Source organism: Photobacterium sp. MCCC 1A19761 (genome assembly GCF_037389125.1).
Taxonomy (GTDB): domain Bacteria; phylum Pseudomonadota; class Gammaproteobacteria; order Enterobacterales; family Vibrionaceae; genus Photobacterium.
This window is the reverse complement of record NZ_JAZGTF010000040.1, coordinates 1-14,141: the sequence shown is the minus strand read 5'-3', so window position 1 is coordinate 14,141 and position 14,141 is coordinate 1. Positions and strand designations below refer to the sequence as shown.

Below are 14,141 nucleotides of genomic sequence, written 5' to 3'. Positions count from 1 at the left end.
ACGACCTTCGGGTTATGAGCCCGACGAGCTACCAAGCTGCTCCACCCCGCGTCCGTATTTCATCGTTAAGTACGATGACAACTTTGCTTTCCACTAAAGAAAAAGTGGAGCGACACACGAGGTTCGAACTCGTGACCTCAACCTTGGCAAGGTTGCGCTCTACCAACTGAGCTAGTGTCGCATATTCTCTTGAAGAGAATTGGTTGCGGGGCTCGAATTTGATCCGGGCGGCGCATCCGTCGACGGCCTGAGGGTTATGACAACGATAACACCAGACTGTCTGAAATTGTTGGTTGCGGGGGCCGGATTTGAACCAACGACCTTCGGGTTATGAGCCCGACGAGCTACCAAGCTGCTCCACCCCGCGTCCGTATTTCATCGTTAAGTACGATGACAACTTTGCTTTCCACTAAAGAAAAAGTGGAGCGACACACGAGGTTCGAACTCGTGACCTCAACCTTGGCAAGGTTGCGCTCTACCAACTGAGCTAGTGTCGCATTGGTTGCGGGGGCCGGATTTGAACCGACGACCTTCGGGTTATGAGCCCGACGAGCTACCAAGCTGCTCCACCCCGCGTCCGATTATCAGAAAAGCAAAACTATTGAATATTTGCCTTTCGAGGCTGCGCATTATACGAAGAAATTAGACGGATGCAATACTTCCTCAAAAAAATATGGAATTTTCAACGCGACCGTCTAAATCGTCATCAAATTTTGAAAATATGTTCGCGATAGTAACGCAACTCATTGATCGAATCACGAATATCGTCCAGTGCCAAGTGGCTCCCTTGTTTATGAAACCCTGCCAGCAAGTCCGGCTGCCAGCGGCGGGTCAGCTCTTTCAGCGTGCTGACATCCAGGTAACGGTAGTGGAAGTATTGTTCCAGCTCCGGCATATGCTTGTACAAAAAGCGGCGATCCTGCCCGATACTGTTCCCACAAATCGGTGACGCGCCCTTCGGCACCCATTGCTCCAAAAAGGCAATAGTCTGACGCACCGCTTCGGCCTCATCGACCTTGCTCTCACGCACCCGCGCAACCAACCCACTTTTAGTATGGGTTGAAGTACACCACTCATCCATTTTTGCCAATTCCGACTCCGGCTGATGGATCGCCAATACAGGACCTTCAGCCAGGACATTCAATTGCGCATCCGTTACGATCGTCGCAATCTCAATAATTTTGTGGGCTTCGGGATCCAGCCCGGTCATTTCTAAATCGATCCAAATAAGGTTCTGATCGCTGATCATCATCGGATATTGCCTATTCTGTGAGTAAACCATGTATGATAATACCAAACGCAAGCCGATTCCGGGGAGCAGACAACGTTCCCGGGCGGCCAATGCCCTTATTTTACCGTAAGCCAACTAACTGAACGAAATTCTTGTGGCAAAAAAGAAAAAGCTGACCAAAGGACAGAGCCGTCGTGTTCGCTCCAACCAAAACAAACGCCTGACGCGCGAAAAAGCCGATGTCCAGTGGGATGAATCCCTACTGGAGTCCGCCCGTGAAGGACTCGTGATCACCCGTTTCGGCCAGCATGCCGACGTTGAAGATCCCCAAACCGGGGTGATTCACCGCTGCAACCTGCGCCGCAGCATTCAAAGCCTGGTCTCCGGCGACCGCGTGGTCTGGCGCCCGGGTGTCGAAACCCTGCAAGGGATCGCCGGGGTCGTGGAAGCGGTCCATGAGCGAGAATCCATGCTGACCCGTCCGGACTATTACGACGGTGTCAAAGCGGTCGCGGCCAACGTCAACCGAATTATCATTGTCTCCTCCGTATTACCGGAGCTGTCGCTGAACATTATCGATCGCTACCTGATCGCCGCAGAAACCGTCGGAATTGAACCGCTGATCGTACTGAACAAAATAGACCTGCTTAGTCCGGAAGAACGTAGCCGCGTCGAAGATCTGTTATCGCTGTATGAAAATATTGGCTATCAGATCCGGTATGTCAGCACCAACACCGATGAAGGGATGGCGGCACTGAAAGAAGACCTGAAGGATCATGTCAGCATCTTTGCCGGCCAATCCGGGGTAGGGAAATCCAGTATGGTCAATGCACTGATGCCGGAAGTCGACGCCGAGATCGGCGATGTCTCCGAAACATCGGGGCTAGGTCAGCACACCACCACGGCCGCCCGTCTGTATCACTTCCCGGACGGCGGTGACCTGATTGACTCCCCCGGCGTGCGGGAATTCGGTCTGTGGCACCTGGAGCCCGAACAAGTCACCGAAGCTTTTGTTGAGTTTCGCGATTACCTGGGCGGCTGTAAATTCCGTGATTGTAAGCATGGTGACGATCCCGGCTGCCTGATCCGCGAAGCGGTAGAGGACGGTAAGATCCGCCGTGAGCGCTATGACAGCTACCACCGCATTATCGACAGTATGTCGGAAAATGTTGCCAACCGTCAGTTCTCTCGTAACAAACCGGAATAACCGAACCACCTCTTCCCCTCCCCGGGCACCCGGGGAGGCGGCCCGCAAAGCGCGACGCAATAAACTGACTTTCCCGAACCTTTTCGGTATGATTCCCGGTTCGGGTTATTCTTGATTTGTTACAAGAGTAATCAAGTTGTTGATTAATTGACGCTTTCTGGAATTCATACCGTGAACGATAATCTCAAGATCGGCCTGCAGTACTGCGCGCCGAAACATGCTCTGACCCGAGTTGCGGGTAAACTGGCGGCCCTGAAAGGCGGCAAGCTGACCACCGCAGTGATCCGCTGGTTCATCAACCGCTACAAGGTTGATATGTCTGAAGCACGCAACCCGGATCCGGCCGCTTACGCGACGTTCAACGATTTCTTCATCCGTGAGCTGAAAGACGGCGCCCGCCCGATCGCAGAGCAGGCAGAGATCATTACCCATCCGGCGGATGCGATGGTCAGCCAATGCGGCCCGATCACTGAAGGCCGTCTGATCCAGGCCAAAGGCCACACCTTTGAGGCTGTTGAATTGCTGGGCGGCGATCAGGCATTGGCGGATGAATTCCAGGGCGGTGATTTTGCGACCTTGTACCTCTCTCCGCGTGATTATCATCGGGTGCACATGCCATGCGACGGTACCCTGCGCCAGATGATTTACGTCCCGGGCGATCTGTTCTCGGTTAACCCGCTAACCGCGGAAAACGTGCCGAACCTGTTCGCGCGCAACGAGCGGGTTGTTTGTGTCTTTGATACCGAGCACGGGCCGCTGGTTCAGGTACTGGTTGGCGCCACCATCGTCGGCAGCATGGATACCGTCTGGGCCGGCACCATCACGCCGCCGACCGGTCCAGTGGTGCGTCGCTGGGATTATCCGGCGACCGGGGACGAAGCCGTCACGCTGAAAAAAGGCGAAGAAATGGGGCTGTTTAAACTGGGCTCAACCGTGATCAACCTGTTCCCGAAAGACATGGTTGAATTTGTCGACACGATGCAGCCAGGACAACCGACCCGAATGGGTCAGCCGTATGCAACACTCAAGTCTGTTGCGGCCTCAGAAGCGTAACCAGTTAACGTTTTTACACAAAAAGGGCGATTTTCGCCCTTTTTTCATATCAGAATATTAACCTGAGCGAAGACATCCCCGTTGGACAAATAGTATGCTGGCTGTCTATTCCATAGCAGAATCAAGCCAACACACTATGAACAATCTTTCCGTTGCTCAGATTGCCAAGCTACTGATTGCATTCGGCATTCCGCTCAGCATCGCTTGTCTTCCCATTGAGCTCATCCCCATCGAAGGCCTCACCGTGGTCCAGCACCGCCTGCTGGCAATTTTTGCCCTGGCCGCCCTGCTCTGGGTACTTGAGCCGGTGTCGGTGTTCGCCACCTCGATTTTAATCATCGCCCTGGAACTCATCATGATTTCCGATAAAGGGCTGCATCTGTTCCGGGCTGAATCCGGTGCCCATCCGATGGGCGAGCTCCTCCCCTACACCGAGATTCTGGGGGCGTTTTCATCGCCGATTATCATTCTGTTTATGGGGGGCTTTGCCCTGGCAATCGCCGCCTCCAAATTTGAACTGGATAACAACCTAGCCCGGGTGCTGCTCAAACCGTTCGGCACCCAGCCCCGGTTTATTATGCTGGGCCTGATGCTGATCACTGCGGTGTTTTCCATGTTCATGTCGAACACCGCCACCACGGTGATGATGCTGGCTCTGCTGGCCCCGATTGTTGCCGCGGTGCCCAAAGGCGATACCGGGATCAAGGCGCTGGTGCTGTGTATTCCCATTGCAGCCAATACCGGCGGGATCGCCACGCCCATCGGGACGCCGCCGAACGCCATTGCCCTGCAATACCTGACCGGGGAGAACAGCATCAGCTTCCTCGGCTGGATGATGATCGGCCTGCCCTTTGTCATTCTCCAGCTCACCTTTGCCTGGTGGCTGCTGCAAAAGCTCTTTCCGTCGACCCAACAACACATGACCCTGAAACTGGACGGGCAATTTCAGCGCAGCTGGCAGGCACTCATTGTCTATGCCACCTTTGCGCTGACCATCATTCTGTGGATCACCACCGCCCTGCATGGCATGAATACCTATGTTGTTGCCATCATTCCGCTGGCCGTGTTTACCCTGACCGGGATCATGGGTAAAGAAGAGCTCAAGCTGATCAACTGGGATGTGCTCTGGCTGGTTGCCGGGGGGATTGCCATTGGCCTCGGCCTGGATCAGACCGGGCTGGCCGAGGCGCTGGCGCATGCGATTGACTACAGTGTGCTGTCCCCGATCGCCGTCGTACTCAGCCTGTCACTGATCTGCTGGTTAATGGCAAACTTTATGTCCAATACCGCTACGGCAAACCTGCTGATGCCGATTGCCGCCGCCGTCGCAGTTTCCATGGACAGCCTGGCCGCGATTGGCGGCCTGCAAGGCGTGCTGGTAGTCGTGGCCTTCTCGGCTTCTCTGGGCATGATCCTCCCGGTCTCCACGCCACCGAACTCCCTGGCCTACTCCACCGGGCTGATTGAAAGCAAAGACATGGCAAAAACCGGGGTGATCCTCGGCTTGGTCGGCCTGTCCGTCGTCTACCTCGGCGCCTGGCTACTGACCTGACCAACATATGCACCAAATGCAATATATCTCCAACGTGAAGGCAGTGTGACTGCCTTCACTTCTCCCGCCGCTGACCCCGCCTTTGGACAAGATTTGTAAGCAATATCACGGTATTCCCGCAAGTAGTTATCAATGATCACCCCGACTCGCCGATAAAACACCCAACACGATGCAATAAAAATCATGATACCCACGGCATCCTGTGAACAACCATACTCAGGCCATGAAGTGAGAGCCCAAGATGAAGCATACGATCAAATTCAAAATCCAAGTCGCCATCGCGGTGATTATCGCCTCGGTCAGTGCCGTCCAGGCCTGGCTGTCAATTAACCAACTCCAACAGGAAACCACCACCGCAGTCACCAACCAGATGCGGGATATCGGCCAGGCGACCAGTCGCTATATTACCGACTGGCTCAGTGCCCGACGCGATATGATGCTGGCCAACGAGCCGCTGATCGCCAATCAGGACAACGTCGACCGCGAACTCCTGCTGACCAAACGTGCCGGCCACTTCCTGTCGGTCTATGCCGGCTTTAATGACGGCAGTATCGCTTACGGCGATAAAAGTGAAGACTGGCCGGCCGACTACGATCCCCGCACCCGCCCCTGGTATCAGGATGCAATGGCCGCAGGCAAACTCATTGTCACCGAACCTTACCAGGACTTTGACGGCAGTCTGGTGGTGAGTTTTGCCAAGCCGTTTCAGGGGCAATACCAAGGCGTGCTGGCAGCGGATCTGACCGTCAGCCATATCATCCGGCAGGTGCTCGACCTGAAACTCGAAAACAGCGGCTTTGCCTTCCTGATCGACGGCCAGCACAATATTGTCGCCTACCGGGACGAATCGCTCAGCCAGCAGCCAATCACCCGTCTGGGCAACGAACTAACCCCCGCCCTGCTCAACCAGCTTCAGGCCAATCAAACCATCGCAACCATTTCGCTGGATGGCCAGGAAAAACTGATTTCCGCCGTCCCCATTGCCGGCACCGACTGGACCCTGGGCCTGATCGAAGACAAGGCCGAAGCCTTTGCCGGGATCAGCCGCCAGATCACCTTCATTAGCCTGGCTTCACTGGGACTCTACCTGGTGATCGCCGTGGTCGCAGCAATGATTATCAACCGCCTGCTCAGTCCCCTGAATAACCTGAGCCAGTCGGTTCGCCAACTGGCCCAGGGCAGCGGCGACTTAACCCAGCGGATTGAAATCGAGCGGATGGATGAAATTGGCGAGCTGGCCGATCACATGAACCGCTTCCTGGCACAGATCCAAACCATGATCACCGGTATCGTAACCCAGTCTCACACCCTCAGTGAGCAGGCGGCGCGCTCAGCCCGGCAGACCGAGCAGGCGAATCATAAAGTGGCAGAGCAGCAGAACGACATCAACCAGATCGCGACCGCCATTCACGAAATGTCAGCGACCTCCGGGGAAGTGGCCAGCCATGCCGAACTCACCGCGTCGGCCGCGCAAGCCTCAACTACCGCCTGCGAATCCGGTCAGCACGTCATCGGTCAAAACCGCAACGCCATTACCCAACTGGCCGATCAAATCCAGGATGCCGCGGGCGTGATCCATGAACTGGAAGCCAACGCCCAGAACATTAACCAAATCCTCTCCACCATTCAGGGCATCGCCGAGCAAACCAACCTGCTGGCGCTCAATGCCGCCATTGAAGCCGCCCGGGCCGGCGAGCAGGGACGCGGGTTTGCTGTGGTCGCCGATGAAGTGCGGGTGCTGAGCCAGCGCACGCACGATTCGACGGAGGAGATCCGCAGCATGATCGAAACCTTGCAGCAAAATACCCGCCAGGCCGTCGACAGCATGAAAGCCAGCACTGGCCTCGCCGGACAAAGCGTCGACTTCGCGGCAGCGGCCAGTGACAGCCTGACCCAAATCACCTCGGCAATCACTGAAATCTCCGATATGGCAACCCAAATTGCCAGCGCCGCCGAAGAGCAACGGGCAGTGAGTGAAGATATCAGCCGCAACACCCAGGCGATCAAAGATGTATCCGATCATCTGGCCGAGCAGACCCGCGACGTCAACCAGAGCAGTCAGGCCATCCACAACGCCGCCGAAACCATGCGCCAGGATATGTCCCGGTTCCGGATCTGATCCCCGCCGCCCCTCCCCATGGCCGCCGTCCTCCGGCGGCCATGCATAGTTCCCGCCCCCGAAAAGGCACCCAATTGCCAAGTGCCTCGCAAATCCAAGACCTTACATTTCATATTCTGCGGCCCCTTTTTGCTAGATTCCAATAGGGCGACCCGAACGTTGATTTCCCCGTTTCTCGTCTCCAGCGTCACCATAATCCTGCCGCGATCCGCCGAACGGCCCGGCAGCACCATCATCAAAGAGGACAAGTTCGTGAACACAACAACCAAAACCGCTTTACTCATCCTGGCCACGTGCTGGGCTGCGCAAGGAACTGCCGCCGAATGGCACTATGAAGGACCGCACGGCGTTGAGCACTGGGGCGAGCAATTTGTCACCTGCGCTGAAGGCGTCAACCAAAGCCCGGTGGATATTACCGAGACGTTGTCAGCCGAACTGGCGCCGCTGCATATCGACTACCAGGGCCAGGTGAGCGAGCTGGTCAATAACGGCCACACCATTCAGGCCAACGTCAGCGGCCAGAACACCCTGACAATCGAGGGAGAGACCTTCACCCTCAAGCAATTCCATTTCCATACCCCGTCGGAAAACACCATTCAGCACAAGCACTACCCGCTGGAAGCGCATTTTGTCCATGCCAACCCACAGGGAAACCTGGCGGTGATTGCGGCGATGTTCGAGAGCGGGCCGCGCGGTAACCCGGCACTGAAAACCCTGCTGACCCGGTTACCGAAAAACGGGGACCGTATCACGCTGTCTGACGCCCTCAGCCCGGTCAGCCTGCTGCCCCGCGAGCGGGAGTACTACCGGTTTAACGGCTCCTTAACGACACCGCCCTGCACCGAAGGGGTCCGCTGGTATGTGATGAAAGAGCCGCAGGCCAGCACCCCGGCCCAGACGAGTGCGCTGCAAGAGATCATGGGCAGTAATGCCCGGCCGGTTCAGCCGCTCAATGCCCGGGTGGTACTGCAATAACCCTCCCCGATCCCGGGGCCGTCGCACACACCGGCCCCGGGATCTTCCGACTCAGAAAAGCATTGCCATTCGCGGCATCCTTGCCGCAAGATATGCCTCCGCTTCACCCGGACACCTGCCCGTGTACAGGGATTTCACGCAAACACAAGGACTACCATGGGTTATGAATGGCTGGCGCTCGGCGCCGCAATGCTCTGGGCGCTCAGCAGCCTGATTTCCGTCACCCCTTCGCGGCATCTGGGGGCCTTTGCCTACAGTCGCTGGCGGATGGCCTGCGTGACCCTGATGCTGTCGGTGATGGCGCTGCTGAACGGTGGTTGGGGGACGGTGCAATGGGAGAGCGCCGGGATGATGCTGCTGTCCGGGCTGGTCGGAATTTTCATCGGCGATACCGCCCTGTTTGCCTGCTTCAACCGGATCGGCCCCCGCCGGGGCGGCCTGCTGTTCGCCTGCCATGCCGTTTTCTCGGCACTGCTCGGGATCTGGCTGTTTGGGGAAACCCTGGCCGGATGGAAACTGATCGGTGGCCTGGCGGTATTTCTCGGTGTGGCCTGTGCCATTTTCTTCGGCCAGCAGCAAACCCATCTGTGGGAGAAGATCCACGGCAATTTATGGATTGCCATTGCCCTGGGCCTCACGGCAGCCCTGTGTCAGTCGCTCGGCGCGGTGATTGCCAAACCGGTGATGCAAAGCGGGATAGATCCCGTCGCGGCCTCTGCGGTGCGCATGGCCAGCGCCTTCGCCGCGCACAGCCTGCTGCGGCTGACCGGCGCCCGGCTGTTCCGGCCGCTCAATCCAATCACCTGGCCGATTTTCGGCATGGTCGCCCTCAACGGTTTTCTGGCCATGGCCGTCGGCATGACCCTGATCCTGTATGCGCTCCGCCATGGGGATGTCGGCACCGTCGCGCTGCTCTCTTCGACCACGCCAATCATGGTGCTGCCGCTGTTATGGCTGCATACCGGCAACCGGCCGAATCAAAGCGCCTGGATCGGCGCAGCTCTGGCTGTGATCGGGACTGCCTTGATCGTCACCCATTAGCCTGCCGGGACACTCAAACACAACTGAGAACCATTTGCATTTAAATCAAGAATGACTTATAGTCAGCCCGTTTCGATAAGACGCCTTGAAATCCTAACCAGTCGCTCATCGACAACGACCAGCTGTTCCCCCTGTATCAGAAAGTCCGTATCTTCTGGCGGGATACGGCCATACTGCAAAGTGTGTTTGGCCGCTTTCAAGCCGGGGTTCCCGTGCTTACGCCAGCATCACCCGGTGCGGCACTGCCGCATTCAGGGTCTGCTGCTGCCGCGTCTGACTCAGGCAATCGTCACCGGAAAAGCCGTGACCTGATCGATATGGCTCAAGTTCTGGGCCAGCATGATCAACCGATCAATGCCCAGCGCGACACCGGCACAATCCGGAAAACCAGCCCGCAGCGCAGCAACCAAGTGATAGTCGATCGGCTGCGGTGCCAGCCCCATTGCCTGCCGTTTACGGTTGTCGGCTTCGAACCGGACCAGTTGCTCGTCTCCGTCTGCCAGCTCATGAAACCCATTCGCCAGTTCAATCCCCTGGAAATACACTTCAAACCGCTCAGCCACCCGCTCATCCGCCGGGTTGATCTGCGCCAGCGCGGCCTGCGATGCCGGAAAATCATAAACAAATGCCGGGGTCGTCTGGCCGATGTTCGGTTCAATACCGATACTGAACAGCAGTTGCAGCAAAGTATCACGATCAGTTTCCGGCTCAGCAATATCAGCCAGTCCGAGTGGGCCGGCCGCTGCTTTCAACGCGTCCATGTCGGCCGTCAGCGGGCAAACCCCTAATACCGTCAAAAAAGCCTGCTGATAGGTCATCCGTTCGGCACGGCCACACTGGAGCACCTGCTGCAGCAACGCCTCCATTTCATCCATTAACGCATGGTGATCGAACCCCGGGCGATACCACTCCAGCATGGTAAATTCCGGATTATGGAAGCGGCCGGATTCTTCATTGCGAAACGACTTACAAATCTGGTAAATCGGCCCGCTGCCGGCTGCCAACAGGCGTTTCATGTGAAACTCCGGGCTGGTCATCAAATACAGCGTCTGGCCTGCAGCGAACCCCGGCCCGACAAATTCAGTCTGAAACGTGTGCAGGTGAATATCAGTCACCGTCGCTTGGCTCATCGCCGGGGTATCCACCTCCATCACGTCGCGGCGGGCAAAGAAGTCGCGGATCGATGCAATAATCGCAGCGCGCTGTTTCAGTTGCGCGATCGAAGCAGTAGGTTGCCAGTGCTGAGTCATAACTTCTGTCTTACTTGTATCTGGGATGAAAAGAGGCGCAGAGTGTATCAGACTCCTCCCCGGGCATCAGCAGCCTTCCTTGTGAATCTCGGTCTGCCGATGCTGATACCGGGCAAACCACAACACAGACACACCCTGATAACACTTCCGTCACCCAGGCGACATAATGGATACATTCCTCGCCTGCATACGTCTTCCTATTCGCAACTTTGTTTTTTAAATGAATTAGTTGCAGTCAAGATTAGAAACACAATCTTTACGAGCCAGAAATAACTCATCCAAGCCGAAAACGCCCCGTAACAATATGCAAACATGAGCACCTGTGATAGTTATCACACTTCCCGTAATCAGCTGCTACTTTTGGGCTATTTCCCTGAAAAAGCTGCGTCTAAATCAAATTTTCTATCGATAGCGTTGCATAGAATGATTTTAGGATTTCAAGGATAGGCGCGCTCCGGCGGCCTTTTTCAATTTTCGTCTTACCTTCGGAGGATAGCTGTGAAGACTATTACCACAGATATCGCTGTAATCGGTGCTGGTGGTGCCGGCCTACGCGCGGCCATCGCAGCAGCAGAAGCCAACCCAGAGCTGAATATTGCTCTTATCTCTAAGGTCTACCCAATGCGCTCCCACACCGTGGCCGCGGAAGGGGGCTCTGCCGCGGTCATCAAAGATGAGGACAGCCTGGACAACCACTTCAATGACACCGTCGGCGGCGGTGACTGGCTGTGCGAGCAGGACGTGGTCGAGTATTTCGTCGAGAATGCCACCCGCGAAATGACCCAGCTTGAGCAATGGGGCTGCCCGTGGAGCCGGAAAGAGAACGGCGAAGTCAACGTCCGCCGTTTCGGCGGGATGAAAGTCGAGCGAACCTGGTTTGCCGCCGATAAAACCGGCTTCCACATGCTGCACACCCTGTTCCAGACCTCCATCAAATACAAACAGATCCAGCGCTTTGATGAGTACTTCGTCGTCGATCTGCTGGTGGATGACGGCCAGGCCCAGGGCCTGATTGCGATCCACATGTCCGAAGGTGAGCTGATCTGCATTAAAGCCAAGTCAGTGATCCTGGCCACCGGCGGTGCCGGCCGGGTCTACCACTGCAACACCAACGGCGGGATTGTCACCGGCGACGGCATGGCCATGGCCTATCGCCACGGCGTTCCCCTGCGCGATATGGAATTCGTACAGTACCACCCGACCGGCCTGCCGGGCACCGGGATCCTGATGACCGAAGGGTGTCGCGGCGAAGGCGGCATTATCGTCAACAAAAACGGCTACCGTTACCTGCAAGACTACGGCATGGGCCCGGAAACGCCGATCGGCCAACCGAAAAACAAATACATGGAGCTGGGGCCACGGGACAAAGTCTCCCAGGCATTCTGGCACGAGCAGCAAAAAGGCAACACCATCGAGCACCCGCTGGGCGATGTAGTCCACCTGGATCTGCGTCACCTGGGCGAAGAGTACCTGCGCGAGCGCCTGCCGTTTATTTGCGAGCTGGCCAAGGCCTACGTCAATGTCGACCCGGCCAAAGAGCCGATCCCGATCCGTCCGACCGTGCACTACACCATGGGCGGGATTGAAACCAACAGCCGCAACGAAACCCGGATCAAGGGCCTGTTCGCAGTCGGCGAATGTTCCTCCGTCGGTTTGCACGGCGCCAACCGCCTCGGGTCGAACTCCCTGGCAGAGCTGGTTGTCTTCGGCCGCGTTGCCGGTGAAGAGGCTGTCGCGCGTACCGCCGAATTCAAAGGCTGGAACGACGTTGCCATCGACACCCAAATCCGTGAGGTTCAGGCACGCATCGAAGCCCTGATGAATCAGGAAGGCAATGAAAACTGGGCTGATATCCGCACCGAAATGGGTCAGTCCATGGAAGCGGGCTGCGGGATCTACCGCCAGGAAGATCTGATGCAGGCCACCATCGACAAACTGGCCGAGCTGCGCGAGCGCTACAAGCGCATCAGCATCAAGGACAAAGGCAAGGTCTTCAACACCGATTTGCTGTACGCCATCGAAATCGGCTACAGCCTGGAAGTGGCCGAAGCCATGGCGCACTCTGCGCTGCTTCGCCGCGAGTCCCGCGGTGCCCACCAACGCCTGGATGAAGGGTGTACCGAGCGGGATGACGAGAACTTCCTGAAGCATACGCTGGCCTTCTACAACGGCGATCAGGCACCGAAGATTGAGTACAGTGAAGTCACTATTACCAAATCTCAGCCGAAAGCCCGACTGTATGGTGCCGCCGCCGAAGAGGCCGCCGCCAAAGAAGCCGCAGAGCAGAAGAAGGAGCAGGCCTAATGTCAGCCAATCGTATTCAGAACATTGAAATTCTGCGTTATGACCCGGAAACAGACGCAGAGCCCCACTTGCAGCGGTTCGAAGTGCCGTTCAACGAAACCATGTCAGTGCTAGATGCCCTGGGTTATATCAAGGATCACCTGGACAAAGACCTGGCCTATCGCTGGTCTTGCCGGATGGCAATCTGTGGCTCGTGCGGGATCATGGTCAACCAAGTGCCGAAGCTGGCCTGTAAGACCTTCCTGCGGGACTACCCGAACGGACTGAAAATCGAGCCGCTGGCCAACTTCGCCATCGAAAAAGATCTGATTGTCGACATGACCCCGTTCATCGAGCGTCTGGAAGCCATCAAGCCTTACATCATCGGCAATGATCGCACGCCGGAAGACGGTCCGAACAACCAGACCCCGGAACAACTGGCGCGTTACAAGCAGTTCTCCGGTTGTATCAACTGCGGCCTGTGCTACGCGGCCTGCCCGCAGTTCGGCCTCAACCCGGAATTCATTGGTCCGGCCGCGCTGACGCTGGCGCATCGCTACAACCTCGACAGCCGGGATCATGGCGCTGACGAGCGGATGAAGCTGATCAACGGCGAAAATGGCGCCTGGGGCTGTACCTTTGTCGGCTACTGCTCTGAAGTGTGTCCGAAGAGTGTCGATCCGGCAGCGGCGGTCAACCAAGGCAAAGTGGAATCGTCCAAAGATTTCGTCATTGCCATGCTGAAACCTCAGGAGGCCTAAGGATGAGCAACCGTAAACCCTATGTTCGCGAAATGAAGCGTACCTGGTGGAAAGACCATCCTTTCTACCGTTTCTATATGCTGCGTGAAGCCACCGTGCTGCCGCTGATCTTCTTCACCCTGTGCCTGACCTTCGGTTTGGGCTGCCTGGTGAAGGGGCCGGAAGCCTGGCAGGGCTGGCTGAGCTTTATGGCCAACCCGGTTGTGATTGTCCTGAACCTGTTGGCGCTGGCCGGCAGCCTGTTCCATGCCCAAACGTTCTTCAGCATGATGCCGCAGGTGATGCCGATCCGCATCAAAGGCAAAGTGCTGGATAAGAAAATTATCGTCCTGGGACAGTGGGCCGCGGTCGCAGCCATCACCCTGTTTGTTCTGATCCTGGTGTAAGGAGAGCCCTGTGATTAATCTCAACCCGAAACGTTCTGACGAGCCGGTCTGGTGGGGCTTGTTTGGTGCCGGCGGCACCTGGTTTGCCATGCTGACCCCGGTCACCGTGCTGGTACTGGGGATCATGGTGCCGTTGGGCATCATTGATGCCGAAGCCATGAGCTACGAGCGCGTCTCCGGCTTTGTCACCAGCATTATCGGCGCCCTGTTCACCATCGCGACGCTGGCGCTGCCGATGTGGCACGCCATGCACCGCGTGCACCACGGCATGCACGATCTGAAA

Annotated in this window: 12 protein-coding genes and 4 tRNA genes; 10 read left to right on the top strand and 6 right to left on the bottom strand. The window is 56.8% G+C overall.

Annotation, left to right across the window (positions count from 1 at the left end):
- Nucleotides 1-105: 105 nt before the first annotated feature.
- The 5 genes from VV869_RS22620 to orn form a co-directional block, all read right to left on the bottom strand.
- Nucleotides 106-181, bottom strand: a tRNA-Gly gene (locus VV869_RS22620).
- A gap of 109 nt (nt 182-290) precedes the next feature.
- A tRNA-Met gene (locus VV869_RS22615) sits at nt 291-367 on the bottom strand.
- 54 nt (nt 368-421) lie between these two features.
- Nucleotides 422-497: transfer RNA gene (locus VV869_RS22610), tRNA-Gly, on the bottom strand.
- A gap of 2 nt (nt 498-499) precedes the next feature.
- Nucleotides 500-576 (bottom strand) — tRNA-Met (locus VV869_RS22605).
- 130 nt (nt 577-706) lie between these two features.
- Nucleotides 707-1,252, bottom strand: coding sequence for an oligoribonuclease (gene orn / locus VV869_RS22600; protein ID WP_337737204.1), 546 nt, complete (start codon nt 1,250-1,252; stop codon nt 707-709).
- Nucleotides 1,253-1,385: 133 nt separating this feature from the next.
- On the opposite strand from orn, the gene rsgA reads away from it, so the two are divergent.
- From rsgA to VV869_RS22570, 6 genes are all read left to right on the top strand, one after another.
- Nucleotides 1,386-2,438, top strand: a complete 1,053-nt coding sequence (rsgA, locus tag VV869_RS22595) for a small ribosomal subunit biogenesis GTPase RsgA (RefSeq protein WP_337737203.1) — start codon at nt 1,386-1,388, stop codon at nt 2,436-2,438.
- Between the two features lie 171 nt (nt 2,439-2,609).
- Entirely contained in the window at nt 2,610-3,491 is an 882-nt protein-coding gene (gene asd / locus VV869_RS22590; RefSeq protein ID WP_337737202.1) for an archaetidylserine decarboxylase, read from the top strand.
- A gap of 136 nt (nt 3,492-3,627) precedes the next feature.
- The gene (locus tag VV869_RS22585) at nt 3,628-5,043 is read left to right on the top strand and encodes an SLC13 family permease (protein WP_337737199.1); all 1,416 of its coding nucleotides are present in this window, start codon (nt 3,628-3,630) and stop codon (nt 5,041-5,043) included.
- A gap of 241 nt (nt 5,044-5,284) precedes the next feature.
- A complete protein-coding gene (locus tag VV869_RS22580; protein WP_337737198.1) occupies nt 5,285-7,162 on the top strand; it encodes a methyl-accepting chemotaxis protein in 1,878 nt (625 codons plus the stop codon).
- 252 nt (nt 7,163-7,414) lie between these two features.
- Nucleotides 7,415-8,137, top strand: coding sequence for a carbonic anhydrase (locus VV869_RS22575; protein WP_443147361.1), 723 nt, complete (start codon nt 7,415-7,417; stop codon nt 8,135-8,137).
- Nucleotides 8,138-8,293: 156 nt separating this feature from the next.
- Entirely contained in the window at nt 8,294-9,178 is an 885-nt protein-coding gene (locus tag VV869_RS22570) for a DMT family transporter (RefSeq protein WP_337737197.1), read from the top strand.
- 278 nt (nt 9,179-9,456) lie between these two features.
- Here the strand turns inward: VV869_RS22570 and epmA are convergent, their stop codons facing one another.
- Nucleotides 9,457-10,428, bottom strand: a complete 972-nt coding sequence (gene epmA / locus VV869_RS22565) for an elongation factor P--(R)-beta-lysine ligase (RefSeq protein WP_337737196.1) — start codon at nt 10,426-10,428, stop codon at nt 9,457-9,459.
- Between the two features lie 498 nt (nt 10,429-10,926).
- On the opposite strand from epmA, the gene frdA reads away from it, so the two are divergent.
- From frdA to frdD, 4 genes are all read left to right on the top strand, one after another.
- Nucleotides 10,927-12,732: a fumarate reductase (quinol) flavoprotein subunit gene (gene frdA, locus VV869_RS22560; RefSeq protein WP_337737195.1), complete on the top strand. Its 1,806-nt coding sequence runs from the start codon at nt 10,927-10,929 to the stop codon at nt 12,730-12,732.
- A complete protein-coding gene (locus tag VV869_RS22555) occupies nt 12,732-13,472 on the top strand; it encodes a succinate dehydrogenase/fumarate reductase iron-sulfur subunit (RefSeq protein WP_337737194.1) in 741 nt (246 codons plus the stop codon). The genes frdA and VV869_RS22555 overlap by 1 nt, the downstream gene beginning before the upstream one ends.
- 2 nt (nt 13,473-13,474) lie before the next feature.
- Nucleotides 13,475-13,858, top strand: coding sequence for a fumarate reductase subunit FrdC (gene frdC / locus VV869_RS22550; RefSeq protein WP_261601140.1), 384 nt, complete (start codon nt 13,475-13,477; stop codon nt 13,856-13,858).
- Nucleotides 13,859-13,868: 10 nt separating this feature from the next.
- Nucleotides 13,869-14,141, top strand: a 273-nt coding sequence (frdD, locus tag VV869_RS22545) for a fumarate reductase subunit FrdD (protein ID WP_337737193.1), incomplete at its 3' end; no start/stop codon positions are given.